The sequence below is a fragment of the Ureibacillus sp. FSL K6-0165 genome, from assembly GCF_038004285.1.
GTDB lineage: Bacteria > Bacillota > Bacilli > Bacillales_A > Planococcaceae > Ureibacillus > Ureibacillus thermosphaericus.
In genome coordinates this window covers 175133-197196 of sequence record NZ_JBBOQS010000001.1, presented here as the reverse complement: position 1 = coordinate 197196, position 22064 = coordinate 175133, and the positions used below count along the sequence as shown (strand labels likewise).

Genomic DNA, 22064 nt, shown 5'->3' with positions numbered 1-22064 from the left:
GTGAAATTATAAATAAGTAAAAGATTTTCAACTTTCTAGCTTTGAAATATTGATTATTTTATGATGGGGAAAGGAAGAAAATGAAAGGTTGTTTACTATGAACAGACGTTCAGCTATGGTTTTTGGCGGAACAGTGGGAATGCTTTCTGTTATCATATCAGACCTGGCGAATAGTTTGAGAGAAACCGCAAGTCCGAAAACTGGCAAGTGTTTGTAAATAATTTGATTTTGTTGATGAATTAAAAAACAAAAATAAATTTTCGTTTAGTATAAATTAAATGAATGCTCCATAATAAAATGAGAATGCGCGTTAAAATACCCGTCAGTAAACTAACAATGGAATAATATTTTCAGCCTAAAGACTGAACTTTTTCTTTTTTAATACGGTTCCCTATCGAAAGATTTGTGCATTTGCTACAATTAACAGATGGATGATAACAATAGATGGAGGATTTACAACATGAAAATTCTACTCGTAGATGGTACAGTTTTTGGTACAAAGACGGGTGCGCTCTTAAGACAGGTGGAGCAATATATAAAAGAATTTGATTCCAGTTTGGAATTGGAAATATTATATTTTTCTAAATTAAAACATCAAATTTTAGATGGAAGTCCGCTAAATGACGATATGAAAATGATGATTCAAAAATTCGAAGAAGCGGATGGCTATATATTTGCAACGCCTATTTACCAAGCGTCCATTCCTGGCGTATTAAAAAATGCTTTAGATATGTTGCCACCAAAAGCGTTGCGCTATAAACCAGCAGCAATTGTGGCTAACGGTGGCACATTCCAACACCATTTAGTTGTGGAAAATCAATTCAGACCGATTTTAGATTATTTCCGCTGTTTAGTCACTCCAAACTATGTATATACTCATACATCCCATTTTGGTGAAAATGATCAAATAATCGATCAGGATATTCATGAGCGTTTACGTGAATTAGCTCGCGTCTTCGTTCAATATTGCAAAATGAGCGAATCGCTAACAAAAGAACCGATTGATAAACACTAATTTTGAATAAATCGCGACTAATTAATTTTTCTAAATTTGAAAATAGAAAGACTTTAATTGAAAACACCTGTAATTCTTTGTGAATAAGATTTACAGGTGTTTTTATTTTTTCAATTCATCACTAATTTTTATCCTTTTTGTGTGTAAAGAGCATAAATCGTTTTCATAAATTTACGGTTAGCAAGTATGTGAATTGGATATTCTAAAATATATACTGCTTCATACTATAGAAGATTGGAGATTATACCAATGTCTTCAAAAGTAAATCTTTCATGGATTGCCAGTCAATTTGAAGATAAGAATGATTTGATACAAAAGAAGTTAGAGTTAGATCATAAACAAATTACAGTATTATTTATTAAATCGCTAATTGACCAAGAATTATATCAAAAATACATTATTAATCCATTTTTTGAATTGCCGACACAAGAACAATTTAACCTTTACTTATTTGCATTACCTCAATTTCAAGAAGTCCCTTCAAAAGAAAAAGCACTTTATTTTGTGATGGAAGGGAATGTACTTATTGAAATTCAAGACAATTTATATTCCCTTGATTTCAAGTTATCAAAAAATAGTGATGTCAATTCTACTTCTGTTGAAACAACCATCCATGGATCTGAATTGGCATTAAGTGATAACTTGATGACCAATATTAATGTGATACGTTCTTCGTATCATCAACCGTCTTTAATGATTGAATATTTCGAAAAAGGTGAAGTAAATAAGCCAAAAATGGCGCTAATTTATGATGATAAAAAAGTAAAACGAAAGGCATTGGAAAGTATCAGGGAAAAATTAGAGAAAATTGATATGCAAGTCATTACAGAGGCACCTCAATTCAATACTTTATTAAATGATCAACGGTATTCCTTATTTCCTAAAATGTTACTAACAGAACGTCCAGACCGAATTGTTTACAACCTTGCTGGTGGGAAAGTGATATTGTTGGTAGACGGCAGCCCTCAATCAATGATTGCGCCTGTCGTATTTTTCGATTTTATGACAACCATGGAAGATAATTACCACACATTAGCGATTTCATATTATTTAAAATTGCTGCGTTATATTGGTATATTCGTATGTATTTTACTTCCAGGAATTTATATAGGCGCTGTGTCCTTTTCACCAGAGGTATTTCGAACAGAATTAATGTTGACCATCGCAGGAAGCAGAATGGGAGTTCCATTTACTTCCTTTGTAGAAGTATTATTTATGCTTTTTTTTATGGAACTGTTACTCGAGGCGAGTATTCGACTTCCGAAGGCGATTAGTGCAACGGCAGCAACGGTTGGAGGTCTTATTTTAGGAACAGCTGTAACGGAAGCGGCCCTTGCTTCTAATATCATGGTCATTATCGTATCGGCAGTTGCAATCTCGACCTTCGTCATTCCTGTTAATGAAATGGCGTTTGCAATACGCATCGTACGATTAATTTTAATTATGATTGCGAGTATTTTTGGATTAGCTGGCCTCACATTAGGTTTTTTATGTTTCATTATGTATCTAGTGAATTTGACAAGCTTTGGGGAACCGTATTTAAGGTTTTATAACTACCGAAAAGGTAATCAGGATTCGGAGGGACAGGCTTGAGTCGATTTTATTATTATTTAGTCATGATTAATATGATTGCAAATATTATTTCAGCTGTTCCTACCATTCTTTTGCGGTATCGAAACGATGGAGCTGTATTGTCTTTAATTGTCGGTATCATATTAGGGCTAGTAATTGTGATTGTTTATACGAAATTTTTTAATGCCTTCCCAGGGAAGACATTTCCGGAACTGTTGGTACAAACGACATCTAAATGGTTTTACTATCCATTATTATTTTTTATGGCAGTTATGTGGTTTATTGCAGGGATAAGCACATTAATTACTTACTCTTTTTTGCTTATACGGTATTTAACTCCTGATATACCAATTATGCTTATTGGGTTAACCTTAATTTTATCTATTATATTTGGATGTTTTATGAAAACCGATCGAGTGTTATACACCATCGAAATCGTTTTTGTAATTAATTTTCCTATCATTATTTTTATTATTATCAAAGCATATACAAGCAAAAATTTAAATTGGGATTTTATTAGGGAAGCAATGTTACATGTTGTGCAAGCACCCAATATACATGCAGTTTCTTCAAGTATATTTTTATTTCTTGGCGTAGTGAATCTCGTGATTTTTAACCGTTTCTTTACCCAAAAACAAAACTTTGGTTTAAAACAAATCATTATACTTGTTTTTATCGCCATTGCAACCACTTTTACGACTTATTTTATACCAATCGGTTTTCATGGTTCGGAGACAGTTGGTGAGCTTATTTATCCATGGATTGCTACGAGCGACTCCATGAGAATGAGATATTTTGTAATAGAACGTCTAGTATATGTTTTTTTACTTCTTTATTTATCAATGGCTTTTTTAAGTATCTTGATTCACTGGCATGTAGCGGTCGAGTTATTCAAGTATATTTTCAAATTAGAAAAAATGAAATTTAAAGGAATAAATATCGGTTATATCATTTTGATTGTCTTTTTCACCGTTAGTTCTCTCTATATAATCGTATCATTAACAGAGTATCAGTTGTTTCAATACTCCAAATACTTCTTCAACATAGCTGTTGTCAATTTCTTTGCTATGATTTTTTTATTTATCTATATCATTAGGAGGATGAAAGGTGCTAATAAAAAAGCGAATGAAAGTTAAATTATTCATCCTAATAACGATTCCATTCCTAGTCGTCCTCACAGGTTGCGGAGAATTCAAAGATATAGATAAAATGGTGTTTGTTTCGATGATTGGGATTGATGAGACCGATGATCCTGAAAAACCATACAAAATCATCTTAAAGCTTTATGTTCCAACGAGTTCGTTTAGACAAAATCCAACGCCTGAGTACACATATCTTTCAAAAAACGGTAAGACGTTGGCAGAAACGATTTCGATATTGGAATCTCATTTAGATAAAGAATTGGATTTTGGCCACTCGAAGCTAATTGTGGTTGGGGAGAAAATACTTCAAAATGATAATTATAAGGAAATATTGGATTTTCTCATACGAAGACCTGATATTCAAATGATTTCTTATTTTGCAGTGGGTAGACCTAATGCTGAAGAGATTATTAAATTTTTACCTGCAGGGGAAACAGCATTACAACCAACCATCTTCAATTATTTTGACAATAACGGAGCAGAAAGTTCATACATTATCTCCACTTTTTTATTTGATTTTCGAAGAAGGTTAAAAGAAGAAGGAATTGATCCAATTTTACCGATTGTTGAAATGAACGAACCGAAAACACATTTTATTATTAATAAATCAATAGTACTGGCAGATAATCGGCCTCCATACGAATTAGATACCGACAAAACTTTACTTTTTAAAACACTTTCTATGAATGCAAAGACGATATTCTTTGCTGTAAAAAGAGAAGGTGAATATTTTGTTTCTAGAATTGACTCCATCAAGTCAAAATACAATGTAAATGTAGAAAATAATAAAGCTTCCATAAAGATCGAAATGAAATTAGCAGGGATGATCACAGAATCAAAGAATACATTAAGCAGTAAAGAATTATCAAGATATAGCAAAATGTTAGATGAGGAAATGAAGGAAAAAGTATCAGAATTTATTCATGAGATGAAAAGGGAAGGATATGACCCGTTCGGTTTCGGTTTAAAATATTATGCTCATACTTTGCCTAAAAATCGAATGACTCACGAGGAATGGCTAGAAGCATATAAAAACGCAGATGTAGAAGTCGTTGTGAAGTCAAATTTGAAAAGTACAGGTAGCATTCAATAAATTGAACCAGTATAGGGGAAAGTCGTGGAAAAAGATCGAGTTGGAAAAAACAATTCCATATTAGATCTTTTTTCTTTCTTCTAATTAATTGCATACCATACCACCGTATAGTATAATGAGTTTAAGGATTGGAGGTAGATGAAACTGGAAAATCTAAATGAAGAGCATTGTTCTCACCGAAAGAGCCACCATCCAGAACATGTAAAAAAGGATTTAATCACCCGTTTGAATCGAATTGAAGGACAAATTCGTGGCATTAAAGGTATGATTGAACGGGATGTATATTGTGATGATGTGATTACGCAAATTGCTGCTACTCAATCGGCTTTAAATAGCGTCGCCAAAATCTTATTAGAAGGACACATTAAAGGATGTGTTGTCGATCGATTAGCAGAAGGAGATTCGGAAATCATCGATGAATTGGTGATAACGATTCAAAAGTTGATGCGCAAATAAATTTGAGGGAGGAAACGTGATGGAAAACGTTACATTACAGGTAAAAGGAATGTCTTGCAATCACTGTGTAAAAGCCGTTGAAGGAAGCGTTGGTGCTTTAGATGGTGTACAAGAGGTAAAAGTGAATTTAGCAGCTGGCGAAGTAAATGTAACTTTTGATCAATCAAAAGTTACAATCGATCAAATTAAAGAAACAATCGATGAACAAGGTTACGATGTGGAATAATAAACGTAATTAGGGAAAGTGCTTTTCAAATGAAGCACTTTTCTTCTTCCATTTAATATACCCTATAAAGGTATACGCAAGAGGTGAACCTCATTATGAATCAAGAACAAAACCTTAATGTAAAAGAAACATCGCTGCAAATAACAGGAATGACTTGTGCAGCTTGTGCTAATCGCATTGAAAGAGGATTAAAGAAAATGCCCGGGGTTGAGAATGCCCATGTCAACTTGGCATTAGAAAAATCAACGATTGATTTTGATCCAAACAAGATTAGTGTAAAAGAATTGGAAAAGAAAATTGAAGATTTAGGTTATGGCGTTGCAAAAGAGAAAAAGGAACTCGTCATTACAGGAATGACTTGTGCGGCTTGTGCCAATCGCATTGAAAAAGGGCTTAATAAAATGTCTGGCATTTCAAATGCTACGGTCAATCTTGCTTTAGAAAATGCGACGGTCGAATTTCATCCTTCTGAAGTCAGCCTTTCAGATATTATTCAGCGGATTGAAAAATTAGGTTATGGCGCCCACGTAAAAGAAAATGATCAAGAAGAGCTGGATTATCGCGCTCAAGAAATCCGCAAGCAAAAGAGTAAATTCATCATTGCTGCTATCTTTTCTTTACCATTATTATGGACAATGGTAGGGCATTTTCCGTTTACTTCATTCATCTATATGCCTAAGTTTTTAATGAATCCGTGGGTACAATTGGCGTTTGCTACCCCAGTGCAATTTATCATTGGATGGCAGTTTTATGTTGGTGCATATAAAGCATTAAAGAACGGCAGTGCCAATATGGACGTTCTTGTTGTGCTCGGTACGTCCGCCGCATATTTTTACAGTTTATATCAAACACTGAAAACATTTGGTACTCATATGCACCCTGAACTTTATTTTGAAACAAGCGCAGTATTAATTACATTAATTCTTTTAGGGAAATTATTTGAAGCGAAAGCGAAAGGACGTTCATCAGAAGCGATTAAGAAACTGATGGGGTTACAAGCAAAAACTGCCCTTGTTTTAAGGGATGGTGTGGAAAAGGAAATTCCTCTAGCAGAAGTAGTTGTTGGTGATATTATTTTCGTAAAACCAGGAGAGAAAATTCCTGTAGACGGCGAAGTGATTGAAGGAATAACGGCTGTAGACGAATCGATGTTAACAGGCGAAAGCATTCCAGTAGATAAAACAGTTGGTTCCATTGTATACGGTTCAACTATTAATAAAAATGGTTTCATGAAAATAAAAGCCACAAAAGTTGGGCGCGACACAGCACTTGCTCAAATTATAAAAATTGTAGAAGCTGCTCAAGGATCAAAAGCTCCAATTCAACGACTTGCCGATCGAATATCTGGCATTTTTGTCCCGATTGTAGTAGGTATTGCGATTATAACTTTTATAGCTTGGATTTTCATTATTACACCGGGGGAAGTGACACCGGCATTAGAAGCAATGATTTCCGTTTTAGTCATTGCTTGTCCTTGTGCACTAGGTCTTGCAACACCGACATCTATTATGGCTGGTACGGGAAGAGCTGCAGAGTTCGGGATTTTATTTAAAGGTGGAGAGTATCTTGAACAGGCTCACCATATTGATACGGTCGTAGTGGATAAAACAGGGACTGTTACAAAAGGTGAACCAGAATTAACGGATTTTTCCTTGGCAGAAGGTGAAGATGAAGAAACTTTTCTTTCCTTAATTGGTTCTATTGAAAAGCAATCAGAACATCCTTTAGCCCAAGCTATTGTGAAGGGGATTGAAAAGAAGGGAATTGCCTTTCGAGAAGTTCAAGCATTTGAAGCAATTCCTGGCATGGGTGTTAAAGGAAGCGTCGATGGAAAAGAAGTGCTCATCGGAACTAGAAGGTTAATGCAAAACAATCATGTGGAGATAGCGGACGTTTTACCTCTTATGGAACAGTTTGAGCAAAAAGGAAAAACCGCTATGTTAGTGAGCATTGACGGCAAGTATACAGGGTTGGTTGCTGTCAGCGATACGGTGAAAGATACGTCAAAACGAGCAATTCAACGACTAAAAGAAATGGACATTGAAGTGATTATGCTGACAGGAGATAATGAACGAACGGCGAAAGCAATTGGAGAGGAAGTTGGCATTAATCAAGTAATCGCTGAAGTGCTTCCAGAACAGAAAGCAGAAGAAATTAAAAAATTGCAGAATGAAGGAAAAAAGGTCGCAATGGTCGGAGATGGCATTAACGATGCTCCTGCTTTAGCTGTAGCAGATATCGGAATGGCGATTGGTACCGGAACAGACGTAGCAATAGCGGCAGCGGATATTACGTTAATGCGCGGTGATTTAAATAGCATTGCGGATGCGATTTTGATGAGTCATAAAACAATGCGAAACATTAAGCAAAATTTGTTCTGGGCCTTTGCCTATAATACGATAGGTATTCCGATTGCGGCTGCAGGATTCCTTGCACCATGGGTTGCCGGTGCAGCGATGGCCTTCAGCTCGGTATCGGTTGTATTGAATGCATTAAGATTGCAACGAGTAAAACTAAATTCATAGCGTTATGAGGGGTGTTTAGAAAGTCGACAATTTCCTAGACACCCTTATCTCTTGATAATCTTGATTTTTTAAAAATCTTTGCTCCTGTGGTAGTCGAAACTAGTTCCCATTATCCTCGTCTCAAAGCGTTCGTCTCAAATGACTTTTCCGGCGTCCCCTTTTTCAAAAATTATCGTTACCTCGCAAGTTTCGGGAAAATTTGAAATACTTGCGACTTTGAATAAAATACTTGCAACTTCCTATTTAACTTCAACGCATAAATCCCTATGAAATGCAAATGCTGTAAATATAACAAATGTGGAGTCTGCCAGAGAAACTTCATCACTAACAGGAGGAATTCCAATGAAAAAGCAGCTTCTAATACTCACAGCAGCACTTTGCGTTTTTTCTTTAACTGCATGTGGAAAAAAAGATGAAAACATCTCTATGGAAAATTCAGAAAATCCAGCTCAATACACGGATAACGATTCAGCTGACAATATCGTAACAAACAATCAAGCAGACGGAGATAAAGTAGTTGGGCCAAACATGGATGGTGTAGAGAGTCATGCCGATGTATCGCATGCTACTTGGGGAAAAATACCGGAAGGATTAAAAGAAGCTAAAAACCCGAAATATAAAATAGGAGACAAAGTCATCATCAATGCAGCTCATGATGATGATATGCAAGGATCAGAAGGAACCATTGTCGGAGCCTATGAAACAACAGTATATTCCATTTCTTATGTATCGACATACGATGAAGAACTGGAAGAAAACGAAAAATGGTTTGTTCGGGAAGAAATCCAGCCACTTGGTGAAAAAAAATTAGATGTTGGATCTAAAGTCATTATTGAAGCTGACAGAGAAGAGGGGATGAAAGGAGCGGAAGGAGTCATTGATACCGTTGAAGAAACGGTAGTTTATATGGTAGATTATATCGATAAAGAAGGAGATCCTGTAAAAAATTATCAATGGCTCAAAGAAAGCGAATTATCTCCAGCAAAATAAATATTGAAACTGTGCATCCGAAAATGAAACAATCAAAACACACCATTTTGCATTAGAGCTCAAAATGGTGTGTTTTTTATTGTTTATGAACGTTGCTTTGTTTCTATTATTTGTTAATAAGCAGATTTTTTTATTAAGATATTCTTATTAGCACTCATATAAAGGAATGAAAGCCATGAAGAAGAATATTCTTGTCACGGTTGATTCCAATTATCTTTATCCTTTAAAAATAATGTTAAAATCACTGTTTATGAACAATCCAAAAGAGCATTTCTCCATTTATCTTGTCCATTCTTCAATATCTGCTCAACAACTAGAATCATTAGAAACTTTTATTGCTAGCGAAGGTCATGAATTTCATCCTATTCAAATTGATGAAGAGTTGTTTAGCGAAGCCCCAACTCTTTTGCACTATACGAAAACGATGTATTATCGATTACTTGCCCATAAATTTTTGCCGCAAACAATTGACCGTATACTTTATTTAGATCCAGATATATTAGTGATTAATCCAATCAGAGAACTGTATGAGCTTGATTTGGAAGGGTATCTTTATGCAGCAGCAGATCATCGAACAATGCCAATAGTAGAAATTAATAAAATACGATTCAATCCATTTGATTTGGAAGCGTATTATAACTCTGGCGTTTTATTAATGAACTTAGCATTGCAACGGGAAGTTATTGATGAAAAGGATATATTTAATTTTGTAAAAAAATATCATTCTAAGCTTATTATGCCTGACCAAGATATTATGAACGCCCTTTATTCCAAGAAAATTAAAGGGATTGACGAAGTAAAGTACAATTATGATGCTAGATTTTATAACATTTATAAGCTAAAAAGTAATGGTAAAGTAGATATGGATTATGTCATGAATCATACAGTTATCCTACATTTTTGTGGGAAAAAGAAACCATGGAGGAAAAATTACAGCGGGAAATTTTATTCATTATATAAACATTACGAGAAAATAACGAAAGACACAATTTTAGCATTGGAAGATTGGAAAGCTGAATCTACTAGTGGAAAAGTATATTAAGTGGCAATAGTATTGTAACAGTTATCCATGAAGCATAGTGAAAATGGAAATACAATAGTTGGCTCGAAAATGAATGGAGAGACGAGATATGCTATAGTTATCCTATGACTGACGAAAGGATGTAACCTATGGCAAAAAGTGTAGTATTAGCCGAAAAACCATCAGTAGCTCGTGATATTGCTCGAGTGCTCAATTGCAAAAAAAGCGGAAATGGATTTTTAGAGGGGAATCAATATATTGTTACTTGGGCTCTTGGTCATTTAGTAACCCTTGCAGACCCTGAGAGTTACGATGTGAAATATAAAACATGGAAACTTGAAGATTTACCGATGCTGCCAGAACAAATGAAACTTTCGGTTATTAAGCAAACCGCGAAACAATTTCAAGTGGTAAAAAATCAACTGCTTCGAAAAGATGTAAAGGAAATCATTATTGCAACCGATGCCGGACGAGAAGGGGAGTTAGTTGCTCGCTGGATTATTGAAAAAGCGAAAGTTCGTAAACCCATCAAGCGTCTTTGGATTTCATCGGTGACAGATAAAGCCATTAAGGAAGGTTTTAATAATTTAAAGCCTGGTAAGCAATATGAGAACTTATATGCCTCAGCGGTTGCCCGTTCAGAAGCAGACTGGTATATCGGATTAAACGCTACCCGTGCTCTTACGACAAAATACAACGCCCAACTTAACTGCGGACGGGTGCAGACACCGACGCTTGCCATTATTGCTGCTCGTGAAGAAGAAATCAAAAACTTCGTACCGAAAAATTATTATGGAATACAAGCGACTAGCGACAAAGTGAAGCTAACATGGAAAGATGCAAAAGGAAACACTCAAAGTTTCCACAAAGAAAAAATCGAATCGATCATCCAAAAATTAAGCAACAAACATGCTGTCGTTACAAACATCGAGAAAAAGACGAAAAAATCTTACGCTCCTGGCCTCTATGATTTAACAGAATTGCAGCGGGATGCTAATAAAATTTTCGGCTTTTCCGCAAAAGAAACGTTGAATATTATGCAAAAGCTATATGAGTATCATAAAGTATTAACGTATCCAAGAACGGATTCGCGATATCTTTCATCCGATATCGTAGCTACCATTCCTGAGAGGCTTAAAGCATGTGGTGTAGGGGAATATCGACAACTTGCCAATGAAATATTAAAAAAGCCAATCAAAGTTAATAAATCTTTTGTGGATAACAGTAAAGTGAGCGATCATCATGCCATTATCCCGACAGAACAGAACGTCAATCTTTCTTCTTTTTCCGATAAAGAGCGAAAAATTTACGATTTAGTTGTAAAACGATTTTTGGCAGTACTCCTTCCTCCAACCGAATACGTACAGCTTACAATTAACGCAAAAATTGGGGACGAAACATTTATTGCAAAAGGAAAAAATATACTAACACCTGGATGGAAAAAAGTATATGCAAATGATTTTGTTGAAGAAGATGAAGTGGATGTACATGAGCAAATTTTACCGCAAATGGAAAAAGGGGATACACTAACGATTACGAGTATTCAAATGACTCAAGGACAAACAAAACCACCTGCAAGATTTACCGAAGCCACATTGCTTTCAGCAATGGAAAATCCGACAAAGTATTTAGAGTCGAGCAATCGAAAGCTTGCAGATACTTTAAAATCTACCGGAGGACTTGGGACGGTAGCGACCCGCGCGGATATTATTGAAAAATTATTCAATAGTTTCTTAATTGAAAAACGGGACGGAAAAGAAATTTATATAACTTCAAAAGGGCGTCAACTCTTAGATTTAGTGCCAGAAGATTTAAAATCTCCAGCTCTAACTGCTGAGTGGGAGATGAAGTTGGAACAAATTTCGAAAGGCAAAATGAAAAAAGAAACGTTCATCAACGAAATGAAGCAGTATACAAAAGAAATTGTTGGAGAAATCAAATCGAGCGATAAAAAATACAAACATGACAATCTTTCAACAAAAAACTGTCCTGAATGTGGAAAGCCAATGCTAGAAGTGAACGGAAAAAAAGGGAAAATGCTTGTTTGCCAAGATCGACAATGCGGTTATCGAAAAAGCATTTCTCGCTTCACGAATGTTCGTTGTCCGAATTGCCATAAGAAGCTGGAATTGCGAGGAGAAGGAGAGGGCCAAATTCTTGTATGTCAATGCGGATTCCGAGAAAAATGGTCCACGTTCCAAGAAAAACGAAAACAACAAACGAATGGTAAAGTGGATAAGCGCACTCTGCAAAAATATTTGAAGAAAGAAGACGAAAAAGAACCGATTAATAACGCTCTTGCGGAAGCATTAAAGAAATTAAAATTAGATTAAATAGAAGAACTAGGCAGATAAGATGCTGCCTAGTTTCTTTTTATAGCATCTTTAAATATGAAGAAACTCAAAAAGAGACTGAAACTTGCTCCATTAATAAACATCGTACTTGGGCAAATGATTAGTCCAAGAAGCTCCGCTGCTGTTGTCGTCGCTGTACTAAATAGTATATGATAACCCAATTTTTTATTTTGGTGATTATCATAGCGACTTGAGCCGTAGCAGATCGTTTCGATGATGGAACAACTTTTTTATATTAAGAATTTCAGAATCATACTTTCAGAAATTTGAAATTTTTTGTTATGATATAAATTACATTCATTGGAAGTGAAGGTGATGAAGGGTTGGCTAAAAAGAAAATCGCAAAAACGAACGCAATTCGGTTATTAGATTTACAAAAGGTGCCTTATCAGACGATTACTTATGAGACAGCAGGAGCTATTGATGGAGTATCCGTTGCACAGAAAATCGGTCATCCTGCAAATCACGTTTACAAAACGCTTGTGACAACAGCAGGTACTCAGAAATTTTATGTGTTTGTCATTCCTGTTGAGGCAGAGTTAGATTTAAAAGCAGCAGCTCGGGTGGCGGGGGAAAAGAAAGTAGAGATGCTTCCACTAAAAGATTTACTTGCTACAACTGGTTATATACGAGGTGGTTGTTCACCAATTGGAATGAAAAAATTGTTTCCAACTTTCATAGAACATTCGGCAAAAGAACTCGATTATATCATCGTGAGCGGCGGAAAAATTGGACTGCAAATACAATTGGCGCCTAACGATTTAGCGAATGTAGTAAATGCTACTTTTGTTCCGGTTACGAAACCATGATTTTTTGCATTAAAATAATGAACATAGAAATTTACGATTTAATAGATAGAAAGAAGGCGCATTTTCAATGAGAAGAGAATATTCATGGCGATGGGGATTTTACATTGTCGGTTTAATCATCATGGGATTAGGAATTGCGATGGTAATTAAAGGAGAGGATATAGGGGTTAATGCATGGGACGTGTTGCATATTGCCTTGTATAAAACAATCGGCTTATCGATTGGTTCTTGGGTAATCATTACGGGACTCGTCATTTTGGCATTTACTTCGTTGATGTATAGAAGTTTTCCGAAGATCGGCACATGGTTAAACATGCTGTTGATTGGTGCATTTATTGATTTCTTCTATTGGCTTTTGCCCGATGCGGAGTCATTTGCCTTCCAACTGATCTATTTTATTGTAGGAATTTTTGTTCTAAGTTTTGGTACGGGTATGTACATATCACCGAATTTAGGTTCTGGTCCTAGAGATGGTTTAATGATGTGGATTGTAGAAAAATTAGGAGGAAGCATTAAAGTAGCTCGCATCTCTATTGAATTAGTTGTTGCCGTGATTGGATGGATGTTAGGTGGTCCACTTGGCGTTGGTACAATCATTATTGCCATTGTTTCTGGCTATATCGTGCAATTTTCATTACCTTACTGCCAAAAACTATTGACAAAATGCATCGGGGAAGAAGAGATAAAAGAGGAAAAGCCGCTTATTCATCAGTAATCATGAGAGTTTGCGAGAATTGAATAGTTGAATTTTTCAATTGAAGACCCAAGAAATATTTTATCGGTATTTCTTGGGTTTTTGTGCTTTATTCATGTCGTAAATTTAGTTTACCTTTTTCCCAAGAATGACTAAATCTCTTTTCACACCATCTAAATTAGCAACTTCTGGTAAATGCCCCCACTTTTCAAAACCCAAACTTGAAAATAAGCGAATGCTAGGTTCATTATGTCCGAAGATAAAAGCGATTAGTGTATCGATTTCTAACTTAAGACTTTCCTCAATCGCTTTGCTTAGAATCTTTTTTCCGAGTCCTTTCCCTCTATAGTTTTCGTGAATGTAGATACTAATTTCAGCAGTGGCATCATAAGCGGGTCTTCCGTAGAACGATTGAAGACTTACCCAACCACAAATATCTCCTTCATATTCTACAACCCATAAAGGTCTTTTTTCAGGCTGATGTTCATGAAACCAATTTAGTCGATCTTCAACTGATACCGGGGCGATATCGGCAGTAACCATTCTACTTGGAATTGTAGAATTATAGATATCCACAATAATTGGCAAATCATTAAGGGTAGCAATTCGAAATATCATTGTCATAATCGTCATCCCTTTATTTTTAATCTTTATTTCTAGTATAAATGAAATGACTTTCACATGCGTTTTTTTTGTTTGAGAAAAGCATTACATTTTGATTTATCTCAGATTTTGTTCGAGCTAGATGTAGTCATAAAATTCTTCATATTATTTTTAAGTACGTTTCAAACGGAAAAGTTAATGAAGACTAGAAAAGAATCTATAGTTTGAATCATATATTGTTTCAAGAAACTTGGTCTGGAGGTGCGAAATTGGCAAAAGCTTTAGATTCTTTTCTTGAAGAAAACTTACAGCAATTGAAAAGCCAAGGGTTATACAACGAAATTGATGTGGTGGAAGGGGCAAATGGTCCTGAAATCCAAATCAATGGTAAGCGGTTAATTAATTTATCTTCCAATAATTATTTAGGATTAGCGACGAATCAAGAATTAAAGGAAGTGGCGAAACGCGCTATCGATCAATATGGAGTTGGAGCAGGAGCGGTTCGCACAATTAATGGAACGCTAGATTTACATGATCAATTGGAAGCAAAGATAGCAGAATTTAAAGGAACAGAAGCGGCAATTAGCTATCAATCTGGGTTCAATTGCAATATGGCCGCCATTTCAGCTGTCATGGGAAAAGATGATTGCATTTTATCGGATCAATTGAATCACGCTTCCATCATAGATGGGTGCCGATTATCAAAAGCACATATTGTCGCATATACTCATTCTGATATGGATGATTTGCGAAAAAAAGCAAGGGAAGCTGTAGAGTGCGGACGTTATAAAAAAATCATGGTGATTACAGATGGCGTGTTTTCAATGGATGGGGACTTGGCGAAGCTTCCGGATATTGTGGAAATCGCAAAGGAATTTGATCTCATCACTTATGTCGATGATGCTCACGGTTCAGGGGTTACTGGAAAAGGAAGAGGTACGGTAAAACATTTTGGGTTAGAGAAAGACATTGATTTCCAAATTGGTACATTATCAAAAGCGATTGGCGTTGTCGGAGGATATGTGGCAGGAAAAAGGAAGTTAATCGATTGGCTGAAAGTGCGCTCCCGTCCGTTTCTATTTTCAACGGCAGTGCCTCCAGGTGATGTAGCGGCTATCATTGCGGCGATAAATATGTTAATGGATTCAAATGAACTAACAGAGAAATTATGGGAAAATGGAAATTATTTCAAAGAAGGATTAAAACAGCTTGGATTTGATATTGGAAATTCGGAAACGCCGATTACTCCGTGCATCATTGGAGAAGAAAAACTGACGCAACGGTTTTCCAAGCGTCTACTGGAAGAAGGTGTTTATGCGAAAGCGATTGTGTATCCTACAGTGCCTAGGGGAACAGGGCGTATTCGCAATATGCCTACAGCAGGACATTCGAAAGCAATGTTAGATAAAGCACTTTCAATCTACGAAAAAGTGGGACGTGAACTAGGCGTAATCTAGGTGTAAAGGATTGAATTTGCAAAATCTAATTAGAGGTGCCTGGCATTCCAATAAGAAAGGATGATCATTTGAAAGGTTCCATCACGAAGTTTTTCGGGCAGGCGATGACCGGGCAAGGAATGAAAAATCTGTATCAAGAGATTATCAAGGAAGCCGATAAAGTCTACTTTTTAAAAGGAATTTTTGGTTTTAATGTATCCAATTTATTGAAAGAAATTGGCTATCATTATGTAAACAAAGGACATGATATTGAATTTTTCTATGATCCTCTTTTTGAAAATACAATTCAAGCAGTATTCATAAAAGACATCCATACGTTATTCCTCAAAAGTTCCACTCCTTCTATTGAACCGACTCACCTTGGTACTCGCGATCAAATTATTTCCTTTTATGAATGTTTAGATGAGGCATCACTTAAAAAGCATGGTCAACGAATAAAGGAGCTTTCTGAAGAAATAAATAAATGGCATAATAAATGTTTTGCTTCCCTCCAATCCGCCATTGAAATACATGATGAGTGGGAAGAACAGACGCAGTCTCATATGGATTGGAAGGGGCTTGAACAACATCGGGATGAACTGTTTGATCAAATTTTTGATGGCATGCTTCTTAATAAAAAAGGGGTGTTAACTCATCGATTATTCGGAACGCTTACGCCAAATGGGGCAAGAGATTATTTGCAAAATATTACGCGAAATTTAGAAAGAAGATACTTTATTAAAGGGCTACCGGGAACAGGCAAATCCAGCATGTTAAAAAAACTAACTCAAGATGCGCTAAAACGGGGATTTGATGTACAAAAAGTATGGTGTGGACTAGATTCAAAATCAATTGACATGGTTATTTTACCAGAATTAAAGCTTTGTATTTTTGATAGTACCGCTCCCCATGAATACTTCCCTGAAGATGGAAGAGCCGGTGATCAGATTGTTGATATTGTAAAACATTGTAAACTAACAGAAGAAGCAGAAGAGAAGATTCAAGAGATTTCAAAAGAATATCGGAATGCAATTCAACATGCAACAAACTACGCAAAACTGTATGCAGAGGCCGAAAAAGAAATGCGTGAAATTATTGACTTATCAACGAATCTATCAAAATGGAAAACGCAATCTGCGCATTTGTTTTAACGATCTACTTAAAACCCTTGGATTTCTCTTGTGAGAAACCAAGGGTTAAAGAATTGGGTGAAGAGTGTAAATCTCTTTAGGAACCCTTATATATAAGGAGGCAGGGGAGTGAATGACTCACTCCTTTTATTTTTTATAAAAGCAAACGATAAGGGTCGTGCAAATAATCAGCAATTTTACTTAAAAACTCAGAAGCAGGTGCACCATCTATAATTTGATGATCGTATGTTAAACTGAGAGGCAATTTTAATTTTTCTACAACTTGGCCATCTTCTAGTGCCAGTTCTTTTTGGATGGCCCCCACACCTAAAATACCTACTTCCGGTGTATTCAAGATTGGTGTGAAGTATTCGATTTCATAGCCGCCTAAGTTGGTAATCGTAAAGGTTGACCCGCTATAGAGGCTTCCATCAAGCGAACCTTGTCGTGCTTCTGTTGTTACTTTTTGAATAGCTGCACCGAGTTGGGATAAGGACATGAGATGCGCATTTTTAATAACAGGAACGACTAAACCTTCTTCGATTGCCGTTGCCATTCCAATATGCACTTCATCTACGCGGATATATTCGCCGTTATGATACCAAGCATTCATATCCGGCGTATCTTTTAAGGCTAAAACTACCGCTTTTGTTAATAGGGTATTGATGCTTAACTCGCCATTTGTGAGCGGTTCTTTTACTTTTGTTTTTATTTCTTCACGGAATTTCATTAATTCCGTAATATCCACTTTTCTATGGTTTGTTACTTGAGCGGTTGTCTGAACACTGCGCATCATCCGTTGAGCAATGGTTTTGCGCATTCCGGATAGTCCAGCACCATAGGAAACTGATTGTGTGGATGGTGCATTTTCTATTGAAGGAGCTGCTTGTTCCATGGAAGCTTGATATCTTAATATATCTAATCGAGTAATGCGTCCATTACCGCCAGTACCTATTACGTTATGAATATCAATGCCAAGTTCATTTGCCATTTTACGGGCAACCGGCGTAATAAAGATTCGTTCTCCAGCTTCTTTTTCTATCATCTCCGTTTTTGCGGTTGAAACTGCTTTTACTGTTTCTACTTTTTTCGGTTCTTCTACACTTAATGATGGAGAAGGGGAGCCGATCTGTTCACCAGGTTTTCCGATATACGCGATGGGCGCCTTACTTGGTACGACATCTCCTGCTTGAGCGACAATTTTAATGATTGTACCGGACTCTGGTGCAACGACTTCACCGGTCAATTTCTCTGAACTGATTTCCGCCACTGCATCACCTGCATGAACTTCATCCCCTTCATTTACAAACCAATGTTCCACTGTACCCTCTGTCATCGTCAAGCCTAGCTTAGGCATCAATATTTCCGTAGCCATAATGAATCACCCCTCTCTATTTAACTCTCAAGTCATCGATAATTTCTGTCGCTACTGTCAATACTTTATTAGCATCTGGGATATATAATTTTTCAAGATTAGCAGCAAACGGAACAGGTGTGTTTGGCGCGCATACGCATTTGATCGGTCCATCTAAATAATCAAAGGCTTTGTCTGCTACAACTGAAGCTATATCAGTTGCCGTGTTGTTGTGCGGATTGGATTCATCGATGATAATTAAGCGGCCTGTTTTCTTCACAGACTCCAGTACTGTTTCTTCATCCCATGGTGCAACAGTGCGCAAGTCAATGACTTCGACTGAGATATTGTCCTTTTCTAAAATGTCTGCAACTTCTAAGCCGACGTACAACATTTTTCCAATGGTAACAATTGTCAAGTCTTTACCTTCACGTTTGATGGCAGCTTTGCCAATTGGGATTGTGTAATATTCTTCCGGTACTTCGCCTTTCATTCCGTACAATGTTTTATCTTCCGAAAAGATGACAAGGTTATCATCTTCAATAGCGGAGAGGAGAAGACCTTTTGCATCATATGGTGTTGCAGGGACAACGACTTTGACGCCAGGAATTGAACCGAATAAACCGTAGTAGGAGCCGGAGTGTTGAGCTGCTGCGTTCACCCCTGCACCGTGCATTGTGCGCACTGTCATTGGGACTTTCGCTTTTCCCCCGAACATGTAGCGCATTTTTGAACCTTGTCCGATGATGGAGTCAAAGCAAAAGCCGATAAAGTCGTTAAACATCAGCTCAGCTACAGGACGCAAACCAGTAACAGCCATACCTACAGCCGCAGCCATATAACCCATTTCGGAAAGTGGCGTATCGATGACTCGTTCACGGCCGTATTTTGGCGCAAGGCCGCGGGTTACGCCCATTACACCGCCCCAAGCATCTTCGTTGGCCTCTTCCAAATGTTGGACTTCCGCTCCGCCTGCAATATCTTCACCTAATAAAATGATGTTTTCATCTTTTGCCATTGCTTGATCAAGCGCTTCATTGATTGCATTCATGAACAAAATTTCTCTAGCCATTCTCTATAACTCCTTTCCAAGTTTTTTAGATTAGTCCGCAAAAACATCTTGATAGAGTGATTCAGGTGATGGTTCTGGACTTTCTTTCGTGAATTCAATCGCCTCTTCAATATCGCGAACGGATTTTTCTCTCAATTGATCCAATTCTTCTTCCGTCAACAAGCCGTTTTCAATAGCGAATTGACGGAATACTTCAAGCGGATCCACTTCTGCCCATTCTCTTTCTTCTCCACTAGGCGCTTTGTAACTTTGTTCGTCACCTTCAAAGTGTCCGTGGTTCCGGTAAGTGACACATTCAATTAACGTTGGTCCTTCACCTCTGCGTGCGCGTTCAATGGCTTCGCCAGCTACTTCATATACGGCGACAACATCTTTTCCGTTCACCCGAACACCAGGCATATTGTAGGCGGCAGCTCTTTCCGCTATTGTGCGGGAAGCGGAAGAATACCATTGTGGAGTGGATTCTGCGAAAAGGTTATTCTCACATACAAAAATCACAGGCAACTTCCAAATGGATGCCATGTTCAAACATTCATGGAATACACCTTCATTAGCTGCACCATCACCGAAGAAGCAAACGGCAACCCGGTCAGTTTTCTTATATTTGTTGCGCATGGCCGCACCTGTTGCCAGTCCGAAACCGCCTCCAACCATTCCGTTGGCGCCTAAAATTCCTTTATCCATGTCGGCAATGTGCATGGAACCGCCTTTACCTTTGCAAAGTCCTGTGGCTTTCCCAAAGATTTCAGCCATCATTCCTTTTAAATCGCCGCCTTTCGCGATACAGTGGCCATGTCCCCGGTGGGTACTTGTAATGTAATCTTCATCGGATAGGTGAGCACAAACACCTACAGCAATTGCTTCCTCACCAGCATATAAGTGTACAAACCCTGGAATTTCTCCGGCAGCAAAGAAACGTTTTACATTTTCTTCAAAATTGCGGATATCCTCCATTGATTTATACATGGATTTTGCCTTATCTTTCGTTAATTCTGCTGTATCCGTAGCTGTACGAATCTCTAAATCTACCAATTCTTTTACCGACGTATCAACACTCGCAAACAATTTAGGCATGCCTTTTGCTTTTTGCGTCATTCTTGATTCCTCCTTAAATTTATTGATGTTTTATAAATTCTTTTTGCTGTTTCTTGGATTAACTCGGATACAGTAGGGTGAGCGAAGACTGTGTTTGCCAATTCATCAACAGTACCTTCGGATTCATAAACTGCTAGAATTTGGTGAATTAAGTCTGCTGCGTTGGGGCCGACAATAACGGCACCTAATATTTCCCGATATTTGGATTCGGATATGATTTTGACAAAGCCTTCTGTTTCATTGGCAGCAATGGCTCGTCCATTAAATGAAAAAGGCATTTTTTCAACGATTACGTCATAGCCTTTTTGTCTTGCTTCTTCTTCGCTCATCCCAAACTCAGCAACTTCCGGTTCGATGAAAAGCGGGCGAGGAATACTGTATGGAGATACAGGCCTTTCTTTTTTTCCATTTATGGCACGAACAGCTTTTATGCCTTCCGCACTGGCTGCATGTGCCAATGTATAACCGCCAATTAAATCGCCAATGGCATAAACATTTTTCATGCTTGTTTCATAATATTCATTTACTTTGACAAAATGTTTTCTTTCATCCAATTCAAGTCCCATTGCTAACGGGATTTCCAAGTTTTGTTTTCTGCCTGTTGCCACCAGCAGTTGATCAAAAGGAATTTCTTCACTGGAAAGAAGGACGCATCCTTTTTTCACTTTTTGGACGGAAGCCTTCGTAATGATTTTTATACCCATCCTCTGAAGCTTTTCTTTCACAATGGAACGGGCTTCCGAATCAACCGTCAACAATATGTCCGGTGCGGCTTCGATAATCGTGACATCGGCGCCGAATCTTTTCATGGCATAGGCCAATTCAACACCGATTACCCCGCCGCCGATGATGGTCAATTGATTAGGCAATGTTTCCATGTCAAAAAAGGAGTTCGTCGTTAAATAATCTACATCGCTTAATCCTGGGATGTTTGGGACGAAGGGGGCACCGCCCATGGCAAGTAACACATTTTTTCCGTAGTATCGCTCTCCGTTCACTTCGAAAATTTTTCCTTCTACGTATTTTGCTTCACCTGTAATATATTGGATACCATTCTTTTTAAACGTCAAGTGAATACCGGATTGCAAGGTGGAGATAATCTTGTTTTTTCTTTTCACAACGGAGGGGAAATCAATTTGATTCACTGTAACTGATAAACCGTTTGCATTAAGAGCATGAACAGCGGACAACCAGTGGCTATATTGCAGGTAAGCTTTGGAAGGAATGCAACCGACGTTGAGACAGCAGCCACCAATGGCATTTTTTTCAATCACGCAGACTGAATTACCGAGCTGTGCAGCTTCTTCTGCGGCAACATATCCACCGGGTCCGGCTCCGATAATGAGTACATCATAAGTTTTCAAGGAATCACCTTCTTTTCTTTCGAATGAATTGCAAAAGTTAGAATTTTCGGAATAATAAAATGATTGTAAATTAATTTTAACGGATTTTAAAATATCCGTCTATAGATTTTTTG

The 22064-nt window shown here is 37.3% G+C and carries 19 protein-coding genes; 14 read left to right on the top strand and 5 right to left on the bottom strand.

Going from position 1 to position 22064, the window contains the following annotated elements; all coding sequences use genetic code 11:
* Window positions 1-460 precede the first annotated feature (460 nt).
* From NST00_RS00900 to NST00_RS00845, 12 genes are all read left to right on the top strand, one after another.
* Window positions 461-1015 carry an NADPH-dependent FMN reductase gene (locus NST00_RS00900; protein ID WP_016837356.1) on the top strand — a complete coding sequence of 185 codons (555 nt, stop codon included), beginning with the start codon at window positions 461-463 and terminating at the stop codon, window positions 1013-1015.
* Between the two features lie 249 nt (window positions 1016-1264).
* Window positions 1265-2608 (top strand): spore germination protein, encoded by a 1344-nt coding sequence (locus tag NST00_RS00895; RefSeq protein ID WP_340709509.1) that lies wholly within the window; start codon window positions 1265-1267, stop codon window positions 2606-2608.
* Entirely contained in the window at window positions 2605-3723 is a 1119-nt protein-coding gene (locus tag NST00_RS00890; RefSeq protein WP_340709508.1) for a GerAB/ArcD/ProY family transporter, read from the top strand. The genes NST00_RS00895 and NST00_RS00890 overlap by 4 nt, the downstream gene beginning before the upstream one ends.
* Window positions 3695-4822: a Ger(x)C family spore germination protein gene (locus NST00_RS00885; RefSeq protein ID WP_340709507.1), complete on the top strand. Its 1128-nt coding sequence runs from the start codon at window positions 3695-3697 to the stop codon at window positions 4820-4822. Before NST00_RS00890 ends, NST00_RS00885 begins: the two co-directional genes overlap by 29 nt.
* A 138-nt stretch (window positions 4823-4960) precedes the next feature.
* The gene (locus tag NST00_RS00880) at window positions 4961-5278 is read left to right on the top strand and encodes a metal-sensitive transcriptional regulator (RefSeq protein WP_016837352.1); all 318 of its coding nucleotides are present in this window, start codon (window positions 4961-4963) and stop codon (window positions 5276-5278) included.
* A gap of 19 nt (window positions 5279-5297) precedes the next feature.
* Window positions 5298-5504 carry a copper chaperone CopZ gene (gene copZ, locus NST00_RS00875; protein WP_016837351.1) on the top strand — a complete coding sequence of 69 codons (207 nt, stop codon included), beginning with the start codon at window positions 5298-5300 and terminating at the stop codon, window positions 5502-5504.
* A 95-nt stretch (window positions 5505-5599) separates the two neighbouring features.
* On the top strand, window positions 5600-8029 hold the full coding sequence (locus NST00_RS00870) for a heavy metal translocating P-type ATPase (protein ID WP_340709506.1): 2430 nt from the start codon (window positions 5600-5602) through the stop codon (window positions 8027-8029).
* 342 nt (window positions 8030-8371) lie between these two features.
* Window positions 8372-9019: a YdhK family protein gene (locus NST00_RS00865; protein WP_016837349.1), complete on the top strand. Its 648-nt coding sequence runs from the start codon at window positions 8372-8374 to the stop codon at window positions 9017-9019.
* Window positions 9020-9194: 175 nt separating this feature from the next.
* Entirely contained in the window at window positions 9195-10061 is an 867-nt protein-coding gene (locus NST00_RS00860; RefSeq protein WP_016837348.1) for a glycosyltransferase family 8 protein, read from the top strand.
* 128 nt (window positions 10062-10189) lie between these two features.
* A complete protein-coding gene (locus tag NST00_RS00855) occupies window positions 10190-12373 on the top strand; it encodes a DNA topoisomerase III (protein WP_016837347.1) in 2184 nt (727 codons plus the stop codon).
* Window positions 12374-12717: 344 nt separating this feature from the next.
* The gene (gene ybaK, locus NST00_RS00850; RefSeq protein ID WP_168411827.1) at window positions 12718-13203 is read left to right on the top strand and encodes a Cys-tRNA(Pro) deacylase; all 486 of its coding nucleotides are present in this window, start codon (window positions 12718-12720) and stop codon (window positions 13201-13203) included.
* 67 nt (window positions 13204-13270) lie between these two features.
* Window positions 13271-13918, top strand: a complete 648-nt coding sequence (locus NST00_RS00845) for a YczE/YyaS/YitT family protein (RefSeq protein ID WP_016837345.1) — start codon at window positions 13271-13273, stop codon at window positions 13916-13918.
* A gap of 105 nt (window positions 13919-14023) precedes the next feature.
* Here the strand turns inward: NST00_RS00845 and NST00_RS00840 are convergent, their stop codons facing one another.
* Window positions 14024-14521: a GNAT family N-acetyltransferase gene (locus tag NST00_RS00840; protein ID WP_016837344.1), complete on the bottom strand. Its 498-nt coding sequence runs from the start codon at window positions 14519-14521 to the stop codon at window positions 14024-14026.
* A gap of 248 nt (window positions 14522-14769) precedes the next feature.
* On the opposite strand from NST00_RS00840, the gene NST00_RS00835 reads away from it, so the two are divergent.
* Window positions 14770-15957: a glycine C-acetyltransferase gene (locus NST00_RS00835; RefSeq protein ID WP_340709505.1), complete on the top strand. Its 1188-nt coding sequence runs from the start codon at window positions 14770-14772 to the stop codon at window positions 15955-15957.
* A gap of 68 nt (window positions 15958-16025) precedes the next feature.
* Entirely contained in the window at window positions 16026-17087 is a 1062-nt protein-coding gene (locus NST00_RS00830) for a hypothetical protein (protein WP_016837342.1), read from the top strand.
* A 133-nt stretch (window positions 17088-17220) separates the two neighbouring features.
* On the opposite strand, the gene NST00_RS00825 is transcribed toward NST00_RS00830, so the two are convergent.
* The 4 genes from NST00_RS00825 to lpdA form a co-directional block, all read right to left on the bottom strand.
* A complete protein-coding gene (locus tag NST00_RS00825) occupies window positions 17221-18441 on the bottom strand; it encodes a dihydrolipoamide acetyltransferase family protein (RefSeq protein ID WP_340709504.1) in 1221 nt (406 codons plus the stop codon).
* Between the two features lie 16 nt (window positions 18442-18457).
* Window positions 18458-19492: an alpha-ketoacid dehydrogenase subunit beta gene (locus tag NST00_RS00820; RefSeq protein ID WP_340709503.1), complete on the bottom strand. Its 1035-nt coding sequence runs from the start codon at window positions 19490-19492 to the stop codon at window positions 18458-18460.
* A 30-nt stretch (window positions 19493-19522) separates the two neighbouring features.
* Complete coding sequence (locus tag NST00_RS00815) at window positions 19523-20458, bottom strand: thiamine pyrophosphate-dependent dehydrogenase E1 component subunit alpha (RefSeq protein ID WP_197722759.1); 936 nt, start codon at window positions 20456-20458, stop codon at window positions 19523-19525.
* A 125-nt stretch (window positions 20459-20583) separates the two neighbouring features.
* Entirely contained in the window at window positions 20584-21951 is a 1368-nt protein-coding gene (gene lpdA / locus NST00_RS00810) for a dihydrolipoyl dehydrogenase (protein ID WP_168411815.1), read from the bottom strand.
* Window positions 21952-22064 lie beyond the last annotated feature (113 nt).